General features: G+C 57.7%; 20 protein-coding genes. 11 read left to right on the top strand and 9 right to left on the bottom strand.

All coding sequences use genetic code 11. The features are described 5' to 3' along the window. Window positions 1-294: 294 nt before the first annotated feature. Window positions 295-480: a hypothetical protein gene (locus E4K64_RS34800; protein ID WP_126261970.1), complete on the top strand. Its 186-nt coding sequence runs from the start codon at window positions 295-297 to the stop codon at window positions 478-480. Between the two features lie 105 nt (window positions 481-585). Further along, window positions 586-1,311 (top strand): LuxR family transcriptional regulator, encoded by a 726-nt coding sequence (locus tag E4K64_RS34795; RefSeq protein WP_126261977.1) that lies wholly within the window; start codon window positions 586-588, stop codon window positions 1,309-1,311. Window positions 1,312-1,657: 346 nt separating this feature from the next. Here E4K64_RS34795 and E4K64_RS34790 read toward each other — a convergent pair whose 3' ends face one another. From E4K64_RS34790 to nodD1, 9 genes are all read right to left on the bottom strand, one after another. Then, a complete protein-coding gene (locus E4K64_RS34790) occupies window positions 1,658-2,383 on the bottom strand; it encodes an outer membrane protein (protein ID WP_126261969.1) in 726 nt (241 codons plus the stop codon). Between the two features lie 867 nt (window positions 2,384-3,250). Next, the gene (locus tag E4K64_RS34785) at window positions 3,251-3,478 is read right to left on the bottom strand and encodes a hypothetical protein (RefSeq protein WP_126261968.1); all 228 of its coding nucleotides are present in this window, start codon (window positions 3,476-3,478) and stop codon (window positions 3,251-3,253) included. Window positions 3,479-4,169: 691 nt separating this feature from the next. Beyond that, window positions 4,170-4,547 carry a NolY gene (locus tag E4K64_RS34780; protein ID WP_126261967.1) on the bottom strand — a complete coding sequence of 126 codons (378 nt, stop codon included), beginning with the start codon at window positions 4,545-4,547 and terminating at the stop codon, window positions 4,170-4,172. A 1,345-nt stretch (window positions 4,548-5,892) separates the two neighbouring features. After that, window positions 5,893-6,924 (bottom strand): LLM class flavin-dependent oxidoreductase, encoded by a 1,032-nt coding sequence (locus E4K64_RS34775; protein WP_126261966.1) that lies wholly within the window; start codon window positions 6,922-6,924, stop codon window positions 5,893-5,895. Between the two features lie 473 nt (window positions 6,925-7,397). Continuing rightward, entirely contained in the window at window positions 7,398-8,507 is a 1,110-nt protein-coding gene (locus E4K64_RS34770; protein WP_126261965.1) for a branched-chain amino acid ABC transporter substrate-binding protein, read from the bottom strand. 302 nt (window positions 8,508-8,809) lie between these two features. Further along, window positions 8,810-9,523 (bottom strand): MerR family transcriptional regulator, encoded by a 714-nt coding sequence (locus tag E4K64_RS34765; protein WP_205680563.1) that lies wholly within the window; start codon window positions 9,521-9,523, stop codon window positions 8,810-8,812. Between the two features lie 120 nt (window positions 9,524-9,643). Continuing rightward, the gene (locus tag E4K64_RS41340; protein ID WP_235884879.1) at window positions 9,644-10,057 is read right to left on the bottom strand and encodes a hypothetical protein; all 414 of its coding nucleotides are present in this window, start codon (window positions 10,055-10,057) and stop codon (window positions 9,644-9,646) included. A 349-nt stretch (window positions 10,058-10,406) separates the two neighbouring features. Next, the gene (gene nodD2 / locus E4K64_RS34755) at window positions 10,407-11,396 is read right to left on the bottom strand and encodes a transcriptional regulator NodD2 (protein ID WP_126261964.1); all 990 of its coding nucleotides are present in this window, start codon (window positions 11,394-11,396) and stop codon (window positions 10,407-10,409) included. Window positions 11,397-12,031: 635 nt separating this feature from the next. Further along, window positions 12,032-12,976 (bottom strand): transcriptional regulator NodD1, encoded by a 945-nt coding sequence (gene nodD1 / locus E4K64_RS34750; protein ID WP_126261963.1) that lies wholly within the window; start codon window positions 12,974-12,976, stop codon window positions 12,032-12,034. A gap of 193 nt (window positions 12,977-13,169) precedes the next feature. Here nodD1 and E4K64_RS34745 point away from each other — a divergent pair, with 193 nt between their 5' ends. The 9 genes from E4K64_RS34745 to E4K64_RS34695 all read left to right on the top strand — a co-directional run bounded on the left by E4K64_RS34745 (window position 13,170) and on the right by E4K64_RS34695 (window position 22,908). Further along, window positions 13,170-13,757, top strand: a complete 588-nt coding sequence (locus E4K64_RS34745; RefSeq protein ID WP_235884878.1) for a hypothetical protein — start codon at window positions 13,170-13,172, stop codon at window positions 13,755-13,757. 54 nt (window positions 13,758-13,811) lie between these two features. Beyond that, window positions 13,812-14,444: a NodA family N-acyltransferase gene (locus E4K64_RS34740; RefSeq protein WP_126261962.1), complete on the top strand. Its 633-nt coding sequence runs from the start codon at window positions 13,812-13,814 to the stop codon at window positions 14,442-14,444. Continuing rightward, on the top strand, window positions 14,441-15,100 hold the full coding sequence (nodB, locus tag E4K64_RS34735; RefSeq protein WP_126261961.1) for a chitooligosaccharide deacetylase NodB: 660 nt from the start codon (window positions 14,441-14,443) through the stop codon (window positions 15,098-15,100). The genes E4K64_RS34740 and nodB overlap by 4 nt, the downstream gene beginning before the upstream one ends. A 17-nt stretch (window positions 15,101-15,117) precedes the next feature. Then, a complete protein-coding gene (gene nodC, locus E4K64_RS34730; protein ID WP_126261960.1) occupies window positions 15,118-16,494 on the top strand; it encodes a chitooligosaccharide synthase NodC in 1,377 nt (458 codons plus the stop codon). Between the two features lie 11 nt (window positions 16,495-16,505). Continuing rightward, window positions 16,506-17,135 carry a nodulation methyltransferase NodS gene (gene nodS, locus E4K64_RS34725; RefSeq protein WP_126261959.1) on the top strand — a complete coding sequence of 210 codons (630 nt, stop codon included), beginning with the start codon at window positions 16,506-16,508 and terminating at the stop codon, window positions 17,133-17,135. Between the two features lie 13 nt (window positions 17,136-17,148). Further along, window positions 17,149-18,858, top strand: coding sequence for a nodulation protein NodU (gene nodU / locus E4K64_RS34720; RefSeq protein WP_126261958.1), 1,710 nt, complete (start codon window positions 17,149-17,151; stop codon window positions 18,856-18,858). Between the two features lie 2 nt (window positions 18,859-18,860). Continuing rightward, on the top strand, window positions 18,861-19,781 hold the full coding sequence (gene nodI / locus E4K64_RS34715; RefSeq protein WP_126261957.1) for a nodulation factor ABC transporter ATP-binding protein NodI: 921 nt from the start codon (window positions 18,861-18,863) through the stop codon (window positions 19,779-19,781). Window positions 19,782-19,784: 3 nt separating this feature from the next. Beyond that, window positions 19,785-20,573, top strand: a complete 789-nt coding sequence (locus E4K64_RS34710; RefSeq protein ID WP_126261956.1) for an ABC transporter permease — start codon at window positions 19,785-19,787, stop codon at window positions 20,571-20,573. Between the two features lie 322 nt (window positions 20,574-20,895). Further along, window positions 20,896-22,908 (top strand): carbamoyltransferase family protein, encoded by a 2,013-nt coding sequence (locus E4K64_RS34695; RefSeq protein ID WP_235884877.1) that lies wholly within the window; start codon window positions 20,896-20,898, stop codon window positions 22,906-22,908. Window positions 22,909-22,968 lie beyond the last annotated feature (60 nt).

Raw genomic sequence — 22,968 nt, 5'->3', positions numbered from 1 at the left:
TAAGCAAAGAATGGATGCTGACAGGACACTCGTCGAGTTCCGGGCCGCCAAGCCCCTCGAGCTTAGCCGTATCGCGCAGATCAGAGCCCAGGATCTCGTCGTGCTCGGCCCCGAGACAAACCAAAGCGTCGTTCGGCTGCGTTTTCTCGCTATGCAAGCTCAACAGAGCCAAGCCTCTAGCCGGTGGAGCTGTCTGGAAGCTCAGTCCAGGCCCCCGCGGACCATCGGGATGATCAAACGGGACACCGTTGGGTTCGTATCGATGGCATCCTCCTCCAATACGGATCAGGGGCGATGATTTTCGATTTGGCCAGTGCGTTATCCGCAAACTGGACCGATCACTTCCGCTCAGCCTCGGAGGCAGGGATGATGACGCTATCTCCGGTGTTTGATGCGATCATGCCGGTGCATGCGGCGGCGGCGCAACGAATTCGTCGAATGGCGTCCGGCATAGCGCGAGCGCTCAGACTGCACGAATAAACTAACCCTCGAGTGCAGCTCATGGACTGGAATTTGGCTCCGCCTGAAACAAGCGCAATCGAACCCGACGACGGGGAGCTCGTTCGTCGTGCTCAAGCGCCCATCATGGACCTCTTTAGCGTCACCGAATGCGCGAACCAGACTCATTCGCTCAGAGAGCTATTCGAGCTTCTTGTAGGCTGTGCTACCAAGGAAGGCTTCAGTGAAGTCGCATACGGCTCTCTCAACTTCGTTGAGCCACTTCGCTTGGCAGAGTATCCACCCCCGACTGTGGCTGTGAAGTGGCCGCCAGACTGGTGCGACCGCTACTTCAAGCGCAAGTACCATACTATCGATCCGGTGGTCCGGCGGACGCCGATGCTTTCGCGGCCGTTTTTGTGGGATCAACTCGCCGACCACTGTCAGCTTCTACCGGACGAAAGACGCGTACTGAACGAGGCGAGAGAGGCGGGGCTGAAGCATGGCATGAGTGTGCTGTTGTTTGGCCCGTTGGGTCGGATATCTGTGGTGTCGTTTGCATCTGCGTTCGACGATGCTGATCCTCAGCACCGCATCGGTCATCTCAACGCGCTGGCCTGGCAGTTTCACGCCGCCTGTGGCGACATCTCTCGTCCCTGCGATAATGGTTGCGAAAGAAAAGTTGCACTATCGCCGCGGGAGATCAGTTGCATGCAGTGGGTGGCGGAGGGGAAATCGTCATGGGAAATTGGGAAAATCCTGGGAATCAGCGACAATACAGTCAACTTTCATGTCAAGAATGCGATGCGAAAGCTGGGTGCAGCCAGCCGGATTCAAGCGGTCGTTGTGGCAGTTCGCCTAAATGTTCTTTGAATTTGAGAACGGGGCACTAGCAGCCAAATCATGGGCTTCCAGCTTCTGACATAGTGCATGGCACCTTCGGCGAGCTCGCAACGCTCCTTTGGGCAAGTCCGCTATCTCACGCTGCGTGAGGTTGTGGGACTTTCACCAGATCGATGAATTGTCGAATCCACTGACCTGTTCCTCCAGTGTGTTGGCAGCATCTCGGCCACACTCCAACCAGCCTCTGGATCTTACTCAGACGGGCTCGCACCTGGTGCTTCGGAACTGGATTGGGGCCGGCAGGAAGAGGAGCAGCTGAGGAAAGAACCCCGACCCGGGGGTCGGAGTTCCGATTCACGCAACGGCGTGGAGGTCTTTATTTGGCAAAGGGCGAGCCAAACTTGTAATTGAGCCGCGCCGTGATGAGATCGATGTCCTGGTGGGCGCGGTCCGTGCCGAGAAACCCTGGGAAGCTTATGTTGCTGCGCTGCATGAACAAGTGGTTATACTCGACGCCAGCTGACCAATTCGGCGTGAGGCTGACTTCCGCACCGGCTCCCAGCACGCCACCCCAACGCACATCATTACTGTTCGCAAGCTCGGTGCGAGAAGCTACCGAATTGATGAGATAGTTGTTGCTGGTCACCGCAGCGCCACCCTTTCCGTAAAGTAGGACGGCATTGAACGTGTAGCCGATATGTCCCGTGAGTAGACCGAATGCGTCTGTCGTGGTGCCAATGGTGTTTGCCGGAAAGGCGGTGCTGACATTGGAGCCGCTGAAATCGGCCCAGTTGCCCTGTCCTTCGATGCCGTAGACCATGTTGAAGATGTGCCAACGATAGCCGATCTGGCCGCCAATGGTGCCGCCAGTCGAATTATGGCAGCCCTCGGGACTGACACCATTGAAATCCCAGCAGTTGCGGCTCGTTCCCCAGCCACCATTGACGCCGATATAGTAGCCGGACCAATCGATGATCGGGGCTGCGGCTGGCAGCGGTACCGCCTTGACCTTGGCAGGTTGCCCCGCCAAGTCCGTGCCGAACGAGGGAGCGGCGGCACCGAGTGCGCCGATGGTTGCAGTCAGAATCAGAAAATTCTTCATTTGAGTTCGTTCCTTTCGATGCCCCCCGGCGCCGTGCGTTTAACAATAAGATCGCGAATTGCTGTAACTGCCGCACAACATGTCGTCGAAAGAAATGATCCCAATCGCACGCCGCGTCAGATTGTGGAGCGCGCATCTTTTCCATGCCTCGACCGAAATGCTGGGGCCGGGACACTGGTCGCTTCGTGCAGATGATTCTTTGAATACGATCCGTTCATGATGGCCTGTGACGGGACGCAGTGCTACGAGCTGTTTGGCTCTCTCTTTCGCTGACTAGCGACAAAGCCAGGCTGCGCCAACACGTCCCGGGCATGCTCGTTCAGAGAGTTCGGCAAAAGAAGACCGCTGATCCAGAACGCGTCTCTTGCGATCAGGCTCACTTCCCCGGCAGGACGATCGTGCTGCCGCTTGCAATCGTGAGTGATACGGCGATGATCGATCGCAGGCTTGGACCGCTCTGGCTCAGGACCTTTCGCAAGTTTAGCACGATGTTCCTCAACCTCGACCTCGATCGACGGGTGTCAAGGAGCCGATGCGGCTGTGCTTGACGAGGCTCTTGCTTGAACTTGCGGGACCTCGTGCCGAGCCAAAAGTCAGGAGAGGAAACGGTATGGCTCTTCCTGGCGCCAGCGAATATTAGCGCGGCTATCCCGCCTCGTCGCCGACTTGCACTGGATTCCAGGAGACTGGTCTGGGGTCACCATAAGAGCTGCATAGGCGATAGTCGTCGCGAATGTGCTCCTCTTCAACGGGCTGAACATGACTGGAGGGGAAGCTCCACCACGCTCTGCCCCGGTGTTTTCCGCCGCATAAGGTTCCCAAGACCCGCAACAAGCCAAGTCTATGTGGCAGTGCGGGTTCAGGCGCCTATTGCTCGGTCGACCGCGCCAGCTCAGCCCGCAAGCTGCGTATCGCCTCGTTAGCCAGATTCAACGTATTCCGTTCGCCCTTCTTTATCGAAGACTCAAGGAAAGTGCACAACCGGCTATGGAGGACCGTCTTGCGATTATGCGCCAGCAACGGATCCTTCTCAACAAAGCGCCAGGCCTTATCAAATGCGACGCTCACGATAGCATCTTGCATCTGCTGATCCATCTCAACACTCCACGCCGTCCTGATACAAGGAAGTACCTTCGCAAGAGCAAACCGAGCGTCTGTGGCTTGTACCAGCTAGTAAGACATCAGAGCCGCAGTACGCTCGGACATCGAGGTGGTCTCGATGTTCAATGAATTTACAGATGTTTGTTGAAGTTCCGATGACCCGCGTGTCGGATTGCCAGGCGCATTCGAATAATTCTGAAGCGGCTGAAACGAGCTCGCGCTGTTCGCGCGGCTTCGTTGCCGAAGTGCGCTTGTTGCTTGGTATCGGTCGATAATTGAGGCTCTTCTTCCTGCAATCGGAAGATCGGGCCATGCCAATCACGAGTAAAGACGAACATCGATGAAAATGGATCGTTCCCCTCCTTTCCCAGTCTCTAGCTAGGACGCGTTTATCGAAGCGTGTGGCGTTTTCCGGCCACTGCTTGTTTGCTTTCTGACATGTGTCCGCGGGGCGTCGTTCTTTGCTCGACCCTTCGCGGCCTCCTGCTCTGGGTGCGGGCTCCCGCTTTTAAGCGTGGTGGCGAACAGTTGTGATTCGGAAAAGCCAGCGGAACCGGCTCGCTTACGGGACGGTAGCCCATAAACACCGAGTCGCCGATCCCTGGCGCGTACGACCGTCGCAGTCAGCCCAGCGATAAACGTTCAATAAAAGCGGCATCAACCACGAAGAAACCTAAATGAAATCTCAGTCTACTGTTGCACGTGACAGAATTAGCTTCGCGATCTTCATTTGATTAGCGGGAGTTCGGAGCACTTCGGGTAATGCTGCCATGGCCTGGTCGAAAAGGCGTCCCAAAATCTGAAGGTCTTCTGGGTAGTAAACGCCACGGTCTCGCGAGAGGCGCGTCGTTTGCTGGTCGCGGGCGGGGTCCCCGGTTTTGGCATCCCCGAGCTGCCCGAGCTCCAGTTCCGCCATGATCATTTGGTTTGTCAGGGCGTTTAGCAGTCGGACCGCTTCGAGCTCGTTGCCTTCTTCGCGTACGAGGGCGGCCACGAGGTCGAGTTGCAGATCGATGCGATCCTCGAGGTCCTCTGCGCGTGCATTGGAAGGGTCAAGTTCCACGGTGTTTGCTCCAAGGTTAGTTAAATGCAGGAAGCAGGCTGAGTAAGGGTTGTGTCGTGCTTTCCCGGCCGCGAGACCGCAGACACGGCGAAAGTACGAATGGCTGCTGCACAAGCCAAGGTGCGCACGCGCGGTCGCCGAAGGGAGAGGGTTGCAGGCATGTGCCGCGAAGAGAGCGCAAAGGCGGAATCGACCAGAGAGCGCTGTGAACTGTCATGTGATTCGACCATTGAGCCGATCCAGCGCGTCGACAGTCGCAGTAACTCCAGCCGGCGGGGACGCTGCGATGACGGCAAGTCGAGAATTGCGGCTCGAACTGCTGCACGATTGCTTGTCGCCTGACATAGCAATCCAGACGTAACCGGGGGCCTTGTCAGGCAGAGTGCCACAAAGAGTGCAGCCTGCACCGGGCTAGAGGACGGTTCGCCTGCCCCAATTCTATGCAGCGCACGCATTTGCCTTGGCCAAGCAGTGTGCGTGAGAGTCGATCTTCCTGGAGGGCCTTAGTATGATTGCAAAGGGGGAGGCGCCAGCGCGACAGATTACGCGCCAGACGTTGCGATTAGCGATCTGACCGCATTTACGCCGCTCGTGCGTCGATTCCAAAGATTGATGGCTATCGTTGGCGAAGCAGCCACGAGGACCTTGAAGCGCCCTGCGACTATGCTGAAAGTAAAATGGGTTCATTGCTCAAACGACATCCGTGGAATGTGCTTTCCGGAAACCGGCGATCGACTTATGGGTATTTGGCTGAAATTGGTAAAATCGAAAGTGTCGATGGGATGCATCCAGTTCGTGGATCGCGGACGCGCGTAATCTCACCTCTTACATCGAAAGCGGGTCAGTGTTTCCTGCCGGCTTGGTGCAGTGAGCTTATGGGCCTCTTAGACGAGCTTGCTGATTCGTTGATGACCGGCGGCTCAGAAAGGTCACAGCAGCGCAGGCGAATACCTCTAAATTGGACTCCAGATCTCACGAAGGTGAGAGAAACTCCTCGATCCCCATAAGCCGAAGGGAGGGTCATAGAGTCTCGTCCCGGACTGACCGACCAGCTCCGGCCTCCCGCAGATGCAGGATGAGCCCTGAGCAATCGCGGGTCTTCATTGAAAAGGTCCGCGAGATCGAAGCGGACGAAGAGCGTTCGGCCGCGGATAAGTTGATAAAGCGGTTCGCAGACAACTTAGCCAAAGCGGTCCCCAAAATAGGAGCGCGAGGCGGTCAGATATCGCCGCCATTGAGGCTGACGGTCGCCTTGCGCCCCGGGCAACGACAACCAATATGGCAACCAGCTTCGGCCTCAGTGCGTCGGTATACTTGCCACGCATACGATCCCACAACGCAGACATTATCCGTCAAAGCTGTCAAGAATTTCAGCTTTAATTGCAGTTGCGGTGTACAGGGAAATCTCCAGCGGAAGGTTTCCGAATGCAAGCTGGCAAAGCAAATAGTTGGCACCCGCCACTTCCATCTGCTGGAGAAGGACCTGTCGGACGGAAGCCGACGTTCCAACGACGCACAATTCGCTCTCAAGTGCTGCATCGAAGGTCAGCGGAAGGGCGGGCGGTGTCGGAATGGCGTTAAGCTCGTAAAGAAACTTAAAGCTCTCCAGCCATCGGCGATACGCAGTTTCGGCCGCCGCATGAGCGTCCTGATCAGACTTCGCAATCACGACCATGCGGGCCAGCCCGAGAAGTGGCTCGCGGCCGTGTGCGGCTGTGTTGTGGGGTCGATGGGAACGGTAGGCGTCCGTAACGTTCCGGACAACGCAGGCGGGGCCTATGCACGCGAGATTGGCGCCATTTGCCGCGGCCCACTGCGCCGACTCAGCTCGATTGCTTGCGATCCAGATGGGCGGATATGGACGTTGATGGGGCCTCAACGCTAAGGGTACGTCGCTCAACTCGAAATGGTCTCCCTGATAAGATAGTGTGTGTCCCCTCAGCGCAATATTCAAGATTTCACTGGCTTCCGCATAACGACTTGGTGCGGCGTCTGCACTGATGCCGAAATAGCCCGATTCAATCGGCTGGGAGCCGCGGCCTATCCCGACCTCGAGCCTGCCGCCGCTCAATTGGTCAAGCATGCAGATCTCTTCGAATGCGCGCAATGGATGATAAAGGTTGAGCAACAGTACGAGCGGACCGATCCGTAATCGCCGGGTGCGCTGCGCAACACTTGATAGGAACAGGTGCGGCGAGGGCCCTCTGCCATGAGGTGTGCAGTGATGTTCGGCCAGGTGATAAGCGTAAAAGCCGAGCGAGTCGCAGACCTCGATCAGCTTGAGACGATCTTCATATTGTCGTGCGGCATCTTGGCCGTCGTCATCCAAATGGTCGAAAATGCCGCACCTTAGTCTTGAAGAAAGGCCACTCTTCACTCGATCAATCTCCGATTACGGTTAGATGGAGGGTCCTGGTTGCTTCGTGCCTTTGCGCTCAAAGAGGTCTCGTTCGTCATTTGACCGGTCAGGCCGTTTTTCCTTGAGTGCGTGGATCTGGGCTTGCACCATGTGAGCGGGTGACGAGAATGCGAATGCCGTCGCCGCGCTGTTGATAGACGTCCGCGAGCCGCCTCCAAAGGCGAGTTATGCTCGACCAGAAGCATCGTTATTCGCTTCAAAGGTCCTGTGCTTCGCGAGCCAGATCAGCCCGGCACGGCTACTATTTGTCTATCATCGGACGTAACGTCTCCTTCAGGGCGACGTCGGGTAGCTCTGCAACCGCTGCAACGAACGCGAAAAACGCTCCGAAGGCTGCAAGTATGAAAGAGCTTGCGAGTATCGCTTCTCCGATCTGAGCGCGTCTCATTATCCGTGTCGCTTTGGCTTCGGGGAGATGGCGATGACGCCAATCAGTTCTGCTCGACAGTTTCAACACGGCCCTCTCGCCAGCGGTAAACCAGAAAGCCAGGAGCCGCATTGTCTCCCTTTCTATCGAACCGGATTGGGCCAATCACGGTATCGGTCGGCCGTGAACGAAGTGCGCTAGCTACGCGCACAGCATTGAAAGAACCGGTCCGGTTCACCGCCTCTGCCCATGCTTGCACGGCCGCATAGGCGTAAAGCGTGTAGCCTTCAGCGGACAGGTTGGAAGCTTCGAGTGCGGCCACCACACCGGCCGCATTGGCATTCCTGGCGGGGTCCGGCATGAAGGTAAACAACGTGCCATTTCCGGCGCTGCCTGTAATGGCCCAGAATTCAGAGGTCATCAAAGGATCGTTCGCCATGACCCTAAGTTCCGCTCTTGCTTCTGACGCCTGGCGTACAAACAATCCGATTTCTGTATGATAACCGCCGATATAGGCGACACGCACCCGTTCCTTCTTCATCCTTGAGACCAGCGCCCTGTAATCCTTTTCACCGGCTACATAGCTTTGCCGAATGACTTGTTCACCGAATCTCCGAAGCTGTGCTTCAACGACGTCGGCGATACCCTTGCCTGCGGTGCTCTTGTCGTCGAGCACTGCGATCTTGTCGTTAGGGAAGGTCCGGTGAATATACTCTGCGGCAACGATGCCCTGTTGGTCGTCGCGGCCGCAGATCCGAAAGACGGTGTCAAGGCCCCGTTCTGTTAGCTTAGGATTTGACGAGCCTGGTGACACCTGAATGATGCCTGCTTCGGCGTAGATCTCGGAGGCCGGGATCGACGCAGAAGAACAAAAATGTCCAACGACCAGCCGGACCCGCTCTGTTGTGAGCTTATTCGCGACTGCGACAGCTTGCTTCGGGTCGCACGCGTCGTCGGCGACAGTCAATATCACCTTGGTATCGAGAAGTAGGCCAGAAGCGTTCAACGCCTCGACTGCCGCAGCTGCACCATCGCGCATTTGTGCGCCGAACGCAGCGCTGCTTCCGCTCATTGGGCCAGCCACGGCAATATTGACGTCGGAGCCGCGCGCAACAGAGACGAGGGCGCAGAAGAGAAGCGCTGCACTCGCAGCAGGCGCACAACGATTTAACATTGTAGAGCTCCCAATGTTCACCTGAAGTGTAACAGCCACAGCTGTGATCAGACGTGTCGATACGTTGAGACTGTCTGTCAAAGCGAAGCTGGCGTTGGTCGCCAGATTGCGACCACGGTAGAACTTACAATTTGACGTTAGGTGCGTTTCAAGGCCGTTTTGAATGAGCCTCGACGGTGCGTCAGGGCGCGCGGATTGACGAGGTCACGACGACTGTCCGGTTTAGTCCATAAAACTCCTGGCCCGCATCAGAGCCGACGAGCGCCTATCGGCAATGCCGTGCGGAGCCGGCCAGGAGGACGTCAGTACGGCTGATCCTCCAACCCGCCAAGGGCCAGATCGAGATATTGCATGAGGCAGGGATCCCAACCAGCCAGACTGCGGGGGGCGCTTAATCGTGCAAGTACCTTCAGGATCATCGAAACGCGTGAATCGGCGCCAGCGATTTCGCCGATCAGCAAGCGTGCTGCAGCTGCGACAGCCTTTGCCCGCTCGCCGCAAGGATGCTCGCCTCGATCCATACAATCACGCAGGTCGTCGCGGATCCGCCGCCACCGCTCCTCGCGATCTGCCGCTAACTTGCAGGTGCATCGGGACGTCTGATTATGCGTCTCGACGCGCGACATGGCATTGAGGGTGGCAGGCAGCTCATCCACACTTACCTGAATATCACTGTCGATGGTCATGTTGCGCAAGCGATCTCGCAGCAGAGTTGCTCGAGCGACTTGAAGTTCTATCCGTTCTAAATGTTTGCGCAGAAGATCGGTAAGTGAGGTCGTGCCCTCCATAGCTTTACGGATCTCGACAAGGGAGAAGCCAAGCTCACGTAGCGCTCGAATTTGGTGAACCCGTTGCACACTTTCGCGGTCGTACATCCGGTGGCCCCCGTCAGTACGCTCTGAAGCTGCTAGGAGCCCGGTGTGTTCATAATGATGCAGCGTGCGTACCGTTACTCCGGTCGCCTCTGCAAGTTCGCCAATGCGCCATCGACGCCTTCGTGGTGTAGCTTTGCTCATGGTGTTCATTTCAAAGCCTACAACCTGACGTCACGTGTGATTCAAGCTATTTCAAAGCTCTAGCTGGATCGTCTTCCGTTCCAGCGCGAGACTGGTGACTATCCTCAGAATGGCGGGGGATCAACCCTGAGGGGAAATGGTGATCAACAAGTTCGTCAGGCATGCCAGTTGAGCCTCGCCAGCCGCTGTACGCTCCAGGATGAGTTTGGCGATTGCTGTGCGATTTTCCGGACTTCGCATCGATGGGGGTAGCGCGGTGATCGCACTATCATAAAGGCGTCCCAGGACGGAAAGCTCTTCCGGATCGAACACGCCGCTGCATTGCTCCAAGTTCAGCTCCTCGTTTGTCATTGCGTCATGGCAGCGCACGTCGTCAAGACGTTTGGCTGCGATGGGGCCAAAAGAAGTCAGACCCGCGGCGCGGAGCGACGAAGATGCGATGTACTCCCATGTGATGCGACAGGGCAACATGCGTGCGCGATGCTTGCCTCGATGGCGCAAGAGATCGTGGTCATGTGCATGATCGATGACCATCACGCTCACGGTGCGTGATGGTACGGCTTCCGAAGAAGCTGAAGCGTCTCCGCTCTTCGGGAGCCACTGCTGATTCGGAGAGTTGACGAGGGCAGCCCAGCGCCGATTCTGCTGTATCGTTGCAGGTGCGGCCGACGGCCGGGTGCAACGTACGTCCCTGGCTCTAAAACCAGGCCGACCCGCCGCTCGCACGTCGAGCCTATTGTCAACGTGCGAAAGAGCTACACAACGTCGTCATGATAGCCGTCTGTTGCGATGCTCTTGATAGAGCGACCATGAATTCGAGCGAGGCGAGCCAAAACTGTATGCAGTTGGGATATGAGGTTCACAGATCTTGCGAACGTCCTTATTACAACGGCGGGACAGATCGTACGAAATCTCCGGCAGTATCAGCCCGTTCCGAAGTGCAGATGATGGAGGCCTCTTGCTCAGTTGCCATGCGGGTAGCTTCCTGCAACAATATCTCTCGCATCCACAGGCTTTCCGGGTCGCTATTGTGAAGCACGGGCCATTGAACCGCCTCAGTGAAGGCGGGGAACGGCTGCGGGAGCTCCGCAATGCGAAGGGGCACTGTTCTTTGGAAATGCCTTACGAGCCCTAATGGCATCGTCCCTATGCGGTTGGTGCCTACCAGCAGGGGCGGGATCATGCTGAAGCTCTGCACGAGAATGTCGATGCGCCGATTGAGACCGAGATCGAGTAAAAGGGATTCTTCGACCGGCGTCTTGCGCGCACCTTTGACCTTAACCGCCACGTGGCCCATCGACATATACCGATCAAATGTAAGCCCCCGTAGTAGTTGGCTGTTCGTGCAGCAACCTACGCAGACGAGTCTCTCCTCGAATAGGGGCGCCCTGGGGTGCGCGCCGGACATGAATACTTCCGGCAAGATAACAAAATCGACTTCGCCGCGGCGGAGAAGCTCATCGTGCTCATCGGTGAGCACGACCAGTTCGAAGCTGACGGCCGGTGCTTCTCGCGCGACGCGCTCCACGACATTTCGGAAGAATACGACTGTTATAAAATCAGAAAGGCCGATCCTGAATCGCCGGTTCGATCGAGCTGGATCGAACACGTCCCGCGCGATAATTGAAAGATCGATGTGCGTTAGAGCCTCGCGTACAGGGCCTGCGAGTCCTTCCGCGCGTGAGGTCGGGACAAGTTCCCGCCCCCTCATCCCAAACAGCTCGTCACGGAAGTAGGAGCGCAGCCGGGCAACGGCTGCGCTCATGGCCGGCTGACTAAGATTAATCTTGCGGGCCGCTGCGCTGAGGTTGCGCTCAGTCATTAGAGCATCCAGCGCAACGAGAAGATTTAGATCCAGACCTTTGAAACGCATGTCTTCTTACCCGGCACGAACGTAATTGGGTGCATACACCAAGCGATGACGGCTGCGTCTGGAGAGGTCCTATTGGCTCGCACGAATGGACATCGTTTCCATCCTACGACCGCGCAAAAGACGCTCGTGTAATGACCGCAACAATGGAGAGCAAGGCGGTAGGCCGACCAGCAGCGGCCGGAAGCCGTCAGGAGTCCCAAAGTTGATCGGTCTCGCCGCTTCCCGCGAGCCACGCAACAGGACCCGGCCGGTTGGTTAATGGCAGATCAACCCAGTGTCCGGCCAGTGCCGTCAGTTCGCCAAAGCGCCCAGTCGAGCGCCGCGTAGCGCAGCGTTAGTCACGGCGGCCAACCTACAACCTGACGCAGTGTATGGTTCAAGCGATTTTATGGGACAAGCCAAACATTATTGTACTGGAGGAGGCGTGGTGTGCTGCGATAGTGCTGGGCGCTGCCTGTTTGCGGTGCAAGCGCCTCATCTGCGAGGTCACCACGCTCACGACTCGGCAAGTCTTCGCAGCCGATCGCCCGTCGCTGGCAGCTTAGCCTCAGAGACGTTGAAGTGACGAAAGCGGCCGAGCGGGTCGAAGGATTGTTAGCGTGTTTGGAACGTGCCGAGAGGGGCTTACGGTGAGCCTAGCAGCGCCTGCGAGTTGGAGGCTCCTGATGCCCAGATGCCATGTTGGATGCTTCCTCCAACAATATCCGCCGCATCCAAATGCTCGCCGGATCGGTATTGTGGAACGCAGGCCACTGCACAGCCTCGGTGAATGTGGGCAGGGGGAGCGGCGGTTCGACGATCCGCAGTGGCATCCGCTTTTCGAAGTGTTTGGCGAGTCGTAAGGGCATTGTGCCGATACGGCCTGTGTCTAACAATATGGGCGGAATCAGGCTAAAGCCCTGCACAACGATCTCAATGCGTCTCTTGACGCCGTGCTCAAGCAAGAACCACTCTTCGATGTTTGGTCTGAGCGCCCGTCCGAACTTCGCCGCAACGTGCCCCATCGAAATGTATTTCTCGAATGTCAGCTGCCGCGATAGCTGCTTGTTCTCGCGGCATCCGACGCATACGAGGGTCTCGTCAAACAGCATCGCCTTAGGATGCGCGCTCGACATGAACAGCTCCGGCAGAATGAGAAAGTCCACCTCGCCCCGGCGGAGCAGCTCATCGGGTTCATCGGAAAATGGCAGCAATTCGAAGCGTACCGCGGGAGCTTCCTGTGCAATACGGTCGAAAATTTTGCGAAGAAAGACGATCGTCATGAAATCGGAGAGAATGAACCTGAAGCGTCGGCTCGACTGAGTAGGGTCGAACGCGTCCCGCGATATGATCGAGAGTTGGATGTGCAGCAGGGCCTCGCGAACCGGACCCGCAAGCGCCTCTGCGCCAGGTGTCGGGACGAGCTCGCGACCTCTCATGGTAAATAGTTCATCGCGAAAATAGGTGCGCAGCCGCGCGATCGCAGCGCTCATAGCGGGCTGACTCAGGTGAATTTTGCGCGCCGCCGCTGTGAGGTTGCGCTCCGTCATCAGAGCATCGAGGGCAACGAGAAGGTTTAGATCAAGTCCCTTGAACCGCATGTTGTAAGTCTATCCATCGTGTGGATGTGTTCCATCGGAACTATCGATTTTACCAAGTTGCAGGATGTTGGATAGCAAACATAAGTTTGAAAAATTAATGAGGCATACCACGATGGCTGCTGCTCGCTCACGCTGGCTCAGAGAAAAGCTCCTGGAGGTGCGAGCAGCCGGCGCATCCGCTTCGAGGGCGGCTATGGGCACGCCGTGCGAGCCGCGTCGCTTCTTCTCGGTACGAAGCTCGTTCGATCGAGACGCCAGGCAGATCTCCATAAACCTTGGTTTGCGTGTTTCATCCGTTTCCATATTGCAGGTTTACCCGCGTACACTTGAGGGCGCGTTCAGCCGCACTCTAGTGTCGGGAAATAGCGGCAGGCGCAGATTGCGGATGCCCAATAATTCAGGCGAATCTCCAAATGGCTCGCCTGTCCACCGCATTCAGGGCGTGTCGAAGATGTATAAGAACCAGTGTGATCTGATGCCACTCGGTTGCGCCATCGATGAGGCGCCGCGCATCGAAGGCCTGCCCGCAGACGTCAAAACGTCGACAGAGATGCTAGACGAGGCGGAAAAGCTCCGTGGTGCAGACAGGTTCTGGCTAGTCCAATCGCCTCGTCGGCATCTTCCGGGATATCTCGCGCAGGGCATTGGCCGGATGACGAGCGCGAACCATGAGATCGCTTCGTCGCGAGTGAAGGCGCACGGCACGGTGCAGGCGAGGAGCGCCGCGCTCCGAGGGGTCATGGCAGCGCTTTTCAGTATTGATCAGCGGTTCGGCGACTAGCGAATTCTCGTGACCATCTCCGCTCTTAATTCCACTGGCGCAAGGAAGCCCGCCATGAACATTGCCGCATCCCGGACTGCGGAAGCTCCTACTGCGCGCGCTCAAGTGCAGTGGAGCCTTCGCTGGGAAAGCGAACTGCGGCTCGCTGATCATGCCGAGCTCGCCGAGTTCTTCCGCAAGAGTTACGGGCCGACCGGTGCGTTCAATGCGCAGCCATTTGAGGGCAACCGAAGTTGGGCCGGTGCAAGACCTGAGGTCCGCGTAATCGGTTACGACGCGCGCGGGATAGCTGCTCACGTCGGGCTACTACGCCGTTTCATCAATGTTGGTGGGGTCGATCTTCTCGTGGGCGAACTGGGGTTATATGCGGTGCGTCCGGATCTTGAAGGCTTGGGAATTAGCCAGGCAATGCGCGTGATGTATCCCATGCTGCAGCAGCTTGGGATTCCATTCGGCTTTGGCACGGTTCGGCCTGCGCTCGAGAAACATATGACCCGACTGGTCGAAAGGCAGGGGCTCGCCACCCTCATATCTGGCATTCGCGTCCGCTCCACGCATCCGGATGTCTATTCCAATTTGTCGCCGATCCGCATCGAAGACGTGATCGTGGTGGTTTTTCCGGTTGGACGCTCGATAAGCGAGTGGCCGGCCGGGACGATCATCGATCGGAACGGGCCCGAGTTGTGAAAGAGCTTTTCCCCCTATCTGGTGTCCGTTGCGACTACGCTGACGTGAGTGGAAGTCGCCCCGTCTATTTGACCTTTGATGATGGGCCAAATGCATTTTGCACGCCAGAGGTGCTCGATGTGCTGGCGCAACATCGGACTCCGGCGACGTTCTTCGTGATCGGCACGTACGCGGCCGAACAACCTGAACTCATTCGACGAATGATCGCGGAAGGGCACGAGGTTGCGAACCACACGATGACGCATCCGGATCTATCCAGATGCGGACCAGCGGAGGTACGCGATGAAGTTCTGGCGGCGAGCGAGGCGATCCGTTCGGCGTGCCCGCAGGCCTCACCCAGGCACGTGCGAGCACCTTACGGCATGTGGACACAAGAGGTGCTCGCTGTGTCAGCGAGCGCTGGTCTCACAGCTGTGCACTGGTCGGTCGATCCGAGAGATTGGTCCCGCCCCGGGGTTGATAGAATTGTGAATTCAGTACTAGCGAGCGTTCGCCCGGGTGCAATTGTGCTCCTGCACGACGGATATCCTCCTGATGAGGAGCGACCGTACACTGATGCCACGCTGCGCGATCAGACCACCATCGCGCTGTCACATCTGATCCCGGCGCTACAACGACGCGGGTTTCTAATCCGTCCACTCCCTCAGCTTCACTGAAAAAAAACTGACACCCTATGGACCTGCTCGCTACAACAAGCGCTGTCGCTGTTTCGTCTTATGCGCTGCTCTCGACGATCTACAAGAGCGCGCAAGCGCTTTACGCCCAACCGGCGACGAACCCATCGCTGCAGGACAGCCTGGGACGATCGGAAGCGGTCCTTCCCAGTGTAGACGTCATCGTACCGTGCTTCAACGAGGATCCAATCACGCTCGCCCAATGTCTGGAGTCGCTTGCGAGTCAAGACTACACCGGAAAGCTACAGGTGTATGTGGTCGACGACGGATCTGCAAATCGCGACGTTGTCGCGCCTGTACACAAAATCTATGCGAACGATCCGAGGTTCAGCGTCATCTTGCTGGCAAGCAACGTTGGAAAGCGCAAGGCGCAGATCGCCGCAATACGCAGCTCATCCGGTGACTTGGTCCTCAACGTCGACTCGGATACGATACTTGCCGCTGACGTAGTCACGAAGCTTGTATTGAAGATGCAGGACCCGGAAGTCGGTGCGGCCATGGGTCAGTTGATAGCGAGCAACCGCAGCCAAACCTGGCTGACCAGGTTGATCGATATGGAATACTGGTTGGCATGCAACGAGGAGCGCGCGGCGCAGGCGCGTTTCGGTGCCGTCATGTGCTGCTGCGGCCCATGTGCCATGTATCGTCGCTCCGCGCTCGCCTTGCTTCTCGATCAATACGAAGCCCAATTCTTTCGTGGGAAGCCGAGCGATTTCGGCGAGGATCGCCATCTAACGATCCTCATGCTCAAGGCGGGATTTCGAACGGAATACGTCTCGGACGCGATCGCAGCAACATTCGTCCCGGACAGCCTTGGGCCATATCTACGCCAGCAACTCCGCTGGGCGCGCAGTACCTTCCGGGACACGTTCCTTGCATTACGCCTGCTGCCAGAGCTCGATGGCTATCTGACGCTAGACGTTATCGGGCAAAATCTCGGCCCGTTGCTTCTCGCCCTGTCATCACTGGCTGCGCTCGCACAGCTCCTAATCGCCGGCTCTGTACCCTGGTGGACGGGATTGACGATTGCTGCAATGACAATGGTCCGCTGCAGTGTGGCAGCCCTTCGTGCTCGCGAACTGCGGTTTCTCGGCTTCGCGCTCCACACACCGATCAATATCTTTCTCTTACTTCCTTTGAAGGCCTATGCGCTTTGTACCTTGAGCAACAGCGATTGGCTATCGCGCAAGGTCGCCAATGTGCCGGCCGAAGGGGAAGAGCAGTCTGTCATCCTGCACCCGAACGCTGGACGACACGCTGCAAGTAAAAGGGGAATGTCTGGAACAATTCATAAGGCGAGGCTTTCCAGCCCTGAATCGAGCCTGGCGGCAACGAAGAGTGTTTGCGGTTGCGATCGTTCGACCGCCTGCAAGTAGGTGATAGGCTCATGATCCTGGACGCAAACCATCAGCTATTAGAGCGAGAGTTGTCTGCCGACGATCCATGGCGCCTCGACAGTAGTTCCTTCGAGCAGGAGCGATACGCGCAAATGCTCCGGATGTCGCGTTGCAATGGAGACGTTGCGTGTGCCCTCGAAGTGGGATGTGCAGCCGGTGCATTCACCGGCATGCTGGCGCCGCTATGCGAACGACTCACCGTGGTCGATGTCATGCCGCAGGCGATCGAGCGAGCGCGACGACGGACCAGCAAGTGGTCGCATATCACGTGGGTGACCTCCGACATCCAGCGGTTCTCGACCACGGAGCGGTTCGATTTGATTGTCGTGGCCGAAGTTCTTTACTACCTCAAGGACATTGTCGAGATGCATGCGGCTATCCGCAACCTAGTGAGTATGCTTGCGCCAAATGGAGCTCTGATTTTCGGGTCCGCACGTGATGCCACATGTCAACGATGGGGCCACGCTGCTGGTGCCGAAACGGTGATCGCTCTCTTCAACGAGAGCCTATCGGAGGTCGAGCGTCTGCATTGCCAGACCGAGTCGGTCAACGAAGATTGCTTGATCGTCCGGTTCCGGAAGCCGGGTCATTCGTCAGAACAATCAAACGTCGACCACTAGACCAGGGGATCGTATGCGCATCTGCGGCATCAAGTTAACACATGACGGGGCAATTTCTGTCGTCGAGGACGGGCGGCTTGTCTTTTGCACCGAGCAAGAGAAGCGCGGCAACAGTCCACGCTATCAATCCGTCGAGAACCTCGATGCAGTCGTGCTCGCCTTGGCGGAGCATGGCCTGGATCCGCGGGATATCGATCAGTTCGTCATCGACGGCTGGGATGGGGAGATTGAGTCGCAGTTCCAGGTCCTAAGTGGCGCTGTGCCGATCGCGCTGAAAGGGGCGCCGTATGTCGAGCGCCATGCTGAGGGCCTTCTTGATTCCGTCGACGGCTTTGGCCTGATCCTCGGAGGCAAGGTGTTTCCATATAAGAGCTACCCGCACGTCACGGGCCACGTTGCGTCAGCATATAGCACCAGTCCCTTTGCCAGCGCGGGAAAACCCGCGTTCTGCCTGGTATGGGACGGCTGCATCTTTCCACGTCTTTACTATGTGGAACCTCGGGGGGCACGGTTCATTGCATCCCTGTTTCCGATGATCGGCCATGCCTATGCTGCCGCTGGCCTTCACTTCGGCCCTTACAGGCAGCCGAACCGCTCCAGTTGGGATTTGGGCATCGCCGGCAAGCTGATGGCTTACATCGCGCTTGGCTCTGTCGACGAAAGCATCGTGGCAGTGTTTCAGGAGCTCTATGAAAAGCGCTTCGCCGCTGACACGGAGCAAGCTCGTCGCTACCGCGCTGACATCAACAATGCGGAATCGTCGCTTGCAGCTATCCACGACTTCTTCGAGGCAAGCGCATTGCGCCTGACGGCCAAGCGAGATGAGGACGTCCTTGCGTCGTTTCATGCGTTCGTGGAACGTCTTCTTGTCAAAGAAATGGCGATGGTTCTGCTGCGACACTCGTCGCTTCCAGGAGCGCGAAATCTATGTATCGCCGGAGGTTGCGGTCTCAATATCAAGTGGAACAGCGCGCTTCGTGCGGCGGGATTGTTCGATGACGTTTGGGTGCCGCCGTTTCCGAATGACAGCGGCTCGGCAATTGGCGCTGCTTGCGGGGCGATAGCGGCGCAAAATGGCTTCGGGCCATTGGAATGGTCAGTCTACAGTGGTCCGGACCTGCAGGACTGCGAGCTTCCGCCGGATTGGGAGGCGGCGCCATGCGGTCTGCGTGAACTTGCGGCGATTCTGGCCGACAACAAGCCGGTCATCTTCCTTTCCGGGCGCGCCGAGCTTGGGCCGCGGGCGTTGGGCGGCAGAAGCATTCTTGCAGCGCCGACCTCCCCGGCGATGAAGGATCATCTCAACGACATCAAGCGTCGCGAGCACTTCCGGCCAGTGGCGCCGATCTGTCTGGAGGATCGGGCGCCAGAAATTTTCAGCCCAGGTACGCCAGATCCTTACATGCTGTTCGATCACCAGACCCGGGCGGAATGGCGTGACAAGGTCCCCGCTGTGGTCCATCTTGACGGCTCCGCCCGGCTGCAGACAATCCCTCGCAACTCTCCGCACAAAATCGCCGCGCTTCTCGTCGAATTTGAGCAACTCACGGGCATACCGCTGCTCTGCAACACGAGCGCCAATCTCTATGGACGTGGATTCTTCCCGGATGCTGCCGCGGCCTGCCAATGGGGGCGTGTCGAGCATGTGTGGTGCGACGGCCAGCTCTGGACCAACAAGGTGGTAAGGAAGCCATTGTCGGCCGAGCGACTTCTGTCAGCCTAAGAGTGACCATGTCCACCGTAGCAATCGACCTTGCCGGCGTGAAAAAGTCATTTGGCGACAAGGTCATCGTCAATGAACTATCGTTTTCGGTTGCGCGCGGAGAATGCTTCGGCCTGCTTGGGCCAAATGGAGCTGGCAAGAGCACGATTGCGCGTATGCTCCTCGGCATGATTTCGCCGGACGCAGGCAAGATTACGGTCCTCAATGAGCCTGTGCCTTCCCGCGCTCGTGTGGCGCGTGTGCGCATCGGCGTGGTGCCGCAGTTCGATAACCTTGAACGCGAGTTCACCGTTCGAGAGAACCTGCTCGTGTTTGGTCGCTATTTCGGCATGAGCGCTCGCAAGATCGAGGCGGTCGCGCCATCGCTGCTCGAGTTTGCGCGCCTCGAAAGCAAGGCGGACACGCGCGTCGCCGAGCTGTCCGGTGGCATGAAACGGCGGCTGACGCTGGCGCGTGCGCTAGTCAATGACCCGCATCTGCTCGTGATGGACGAGCCGACGACTGGTTTGGATCCGCACGCCCGCCACCTGATTTGGGAACGTCTGCGAGTTCTGCTTGCGCGGGGCAAGACGATTCTCTTGACCACTCACTTCATGGAAGAGGCCGAACGCCTGTGCGATCGGCTGTGTGTCCTCGAGGGTGGACGCAAAATCGCCGAAGGCAAGCCGGACGGCCTGATCGATGAGCATATTGGCTGCAACGTGGTCGAAATCTATGGCGATGATCCACATCAGCTCTGCGAGTTGATCAGGCCGCATGCACGGCACATCGAAGTGAGTGGAGAGACGCTCTTTTGCTATACACCATATCCGGACCAGGTACGCGTGAAACTGCGCGGGCGGGCGGGCCTTCGTATTCTGCAGCGCCCCCCTAATCTCGAGGACGTGTTTTTGCGGCTGACCGGGCGCGAGATGGAGAAGTGAGCGATGGGTGAAAGTTTTGCGGCGGTGATGCCCGCTAACGCGTACAATTGGATTGCGGTATGGCGTCGGAACTTCCTAGCATGGAAGAAAGTCGCACTTGCATCGATTCTCGGCAACCTCGCAGATCCTATAACCAATCTGTTTGGCCTCGGCTTTGGCCTTGGACTGATCGTGGGGCGCGTTGAGGGGACGTCTTACATCGCCTTCCTGGCGGCAGGCATGGTCGCGACCAGCGCCATGACGTCCGCGACCTTTGAAACCATGTATGCAGCCTTTGCACGCATGGACGCCAAGCGCACCTGGGAAGCAATCCTCTTCACTCAGCTCACGCTTGGCGACATCGTTCTGGGTGAACTGGTGTGGGCGGCCAGCAAGTCCGTTCTGGCCGGAACAGCGATTTGGATCGTCGCTGCCACGCTGGGTTATGCCTCATGGCCATCCATTCTGTATGCGATGCCAGCAATCGCCCTTACTGGCCTTGTCTTCGCCAGCCTTGCTATGGTCGTCATATCTCTTGCGCCAAGTTACGATTACTTCGTGTTTTACCAGACACTTGTCCTCACTCCTATGGTGTTTTTGTGTGGCGCGGTCTTTCCGACGAGCCAACTGCCCGGCTCATTTCAGCATTTCGCCGGCTTGTTGCCTCTCGCACATTCGGTCGACCTTATTCGCCCAGCGATGCTTGAGCGCGGCGCCGACAGCGCTGCCCTGCACGTAGGTGCGCTCTGCGTTTACGCGGTCCTGCCCTTTTTCGTCTCGACAGCACTATTTCGGCGCCGCCTGCTGCGTTGACGTGAGTTCAGCGAAAATGGAGAAAGTCACATCGATGCAATGTCACGATGCGTTCTGCGGCAGCTCGGGGTGACCTGGCCTGTCACAGCAGCCGCTTCAATGGCCTTAAGAGGCCCCGATCGGGCAAGGTCTACGGCCGTCTGTTCGGTCGATCGGTGCGGACGCCAGCACCGGTACTTCTGAGCGCCTGTCGCTAGGCGCCGAGACGGACTTTGCAGAGTTGTGTGTGCTATCTGGCCCGCGCACCCGACGGAGCGTGACTGTAAAGATTAGATAGGTGGGACGCAGTTGGCGTTCCCGTCATGATCAAATGGAGAACGGGATGTTGTGCCTGGGAGTGAGTGGCGGTCTTGACAGAATCTATGAAAGCTCGCCGGAGCTGCCGAATACATTTCTTCACGATGGCGCCGCGGTTCTTGTGCAGGATGGCCGCGTGATTGCTGCTGTCGAAGAGGAGCGCCTCAACCGCGTCAAGCACTCCAACAAGTTTCCGAGCAATTCGATCCAATACTGCCTTTCTACCGCAGGAGTTGAGCTCGGCGAGATCGACCGTATCGCGTTCTACGCGACTGAAGCCTACTGCGATACCATGCTCGAGCGCCTTTCTGTTTCTCAGCCCGTCCCGTTGGACGCCAAACTGTTGCTGCGCCAGCTGCTGGCACGGGAGTTCGGCGCTGAGATCGATCCGTCGCGACTTTCCTTCGTAAATCACCACGAAGCGCATGCCGTGAGCGCGTTTGCCATGTCCGGCTTCGAACAAAGTCTCGTTTTTGCGATCGACGGCGGTGGTGATTTTCTCTCCGGCTTATTGGCGGTGGGGTCTGGCACCGAAATTGCGCAACTTGCAAGCTTCCCGGAACATAATTCCCTGGGGCTGTTCTATCTCGAGACGATCCGATATCTCGGCTACGGGTTGTTCGACGAGTACAAAGTGATGGGGCTTGCCCCGTATGGTGATCCCGCTAACTATCGCGAGCTCTTCGCGCAGTTCTACGAGTTGTTGGAAAACGGCGGCTATCGCGTTCACCTGGATCGGATCGGATCGGTCCGGCCCTGGTCCGCAACATCGAGGTTCGGCGAAAAGGAATGCCATTCACCCAGCAGCATCGAGATGTCAGCAGCTTCGCTGCAGGAGGCGCTGGAGCGGATCGTGTTTCACATCCTACGGCACCATCGTGAAGCGACGGGCATTACACGCTTGTCCTTGGCTGGGGGAGTAGCCCATAATTGCACGCTGAATGGTAAGCTGCTTTATTCCGGGCTATTTGACGACATCTTTGTTCAACCCGCGGCGCACGACGCCGGTTGCGCGCTCGGCGCTGCGTTGATGCTGTCAAACGAGCTGGGCAGGCCGGCGCCGCGGGAGCCACTGCCGGACGTTTATTGGGGGCCCGATCTCGGCAACGAGCAAGCCGTTGAGCATGAGCTCAACGCATGGTCAGGCCACCTCGACATTCAACGAAGTGATGACATAGCATCCAGTGCGGCAGACTGGATGGCGAATGGCGATGTAATCGGCTGGGTTCAGGGCCGCTCTGAGTTCGGCCCACGTGCGCTTGGTAACCGCAGCATTCTTGCGGACCCGCGGCCTGCGGGAAACAAGGACCGCATCAATGCGATGGTCAAGAAGCGCGAGGGCTATCGCCCCTTTGCGCCATCTGTACTGGAGGAGGATGCGAGCGAGTTCTTTGAGCTCCCGGACGGCACGCGGCAGCTCCCCTTCATGAACTTCGTGGTTCGTGTGCGTGAAGCCAAGCGTAACGTGCTCGGTGCGATCACACACGTTGATGGGACCGCTCGGCTGCAGACAGTATCGCGCAAGGCAAACCCCACCTACTGGGATGTAATTAATGCGTTCAAGAGGCGAACGGGCATCCCAGTTCTTCTGAATACCTCATTTAACAACAATGCCGAGCCGATCGTGGAGTCCGTGTCAGATGCGATCACCACGTCCTTGACGACTGACCTGGACGGACTTGTTGTTGGGCCGTTCCTCGTCAGAAAGCGCGCAGCATCACTGCAGGATTTGAGTGCACTGGGCGTTTCATTGCCGCCGTATGCATCCCTTCATCGTGTTCGCTCCCACACAGCGCCAGATCGTCAGGAAACGGTCTGCGAGATCCGCACGGGACATTCCGCCCACGATAGTATGCGTATCTCACATGAGCTTTTCGAGATCTTGATGCGGATCGAGGGCGAGGCGTCGCTCGGCTGGCTTCTCGACGCAAGCAGGCAGGACCAGGCCAAGCGTGAAGATTTCGTGAAGGAACTGCGGCTCGTGTGGGAGCCGCGGGGCATTCGGCTACATCCGCCGCGCGGCTTGCGGCTGCAATAAAGTGCAAAGCGAAACATAGCCGGAACTCATGAGCATGGCCATGCCTATGCCTGCATGTGA

The organism is Bradyrhizobium frederickii (assembly GCF_004570865.1).
In the GTDB taxonomy this organism is placed as follows: Bacteria; Pseudomonadota; Alphaproteobacteria; order Rhizobiales; family Xanthobacteraceae; genus Bradyrhizobium; species Bradyrhizobium frederickii.
This window is presented reverse-complemented; position numbering and strand designations above follow the sequence as displayed.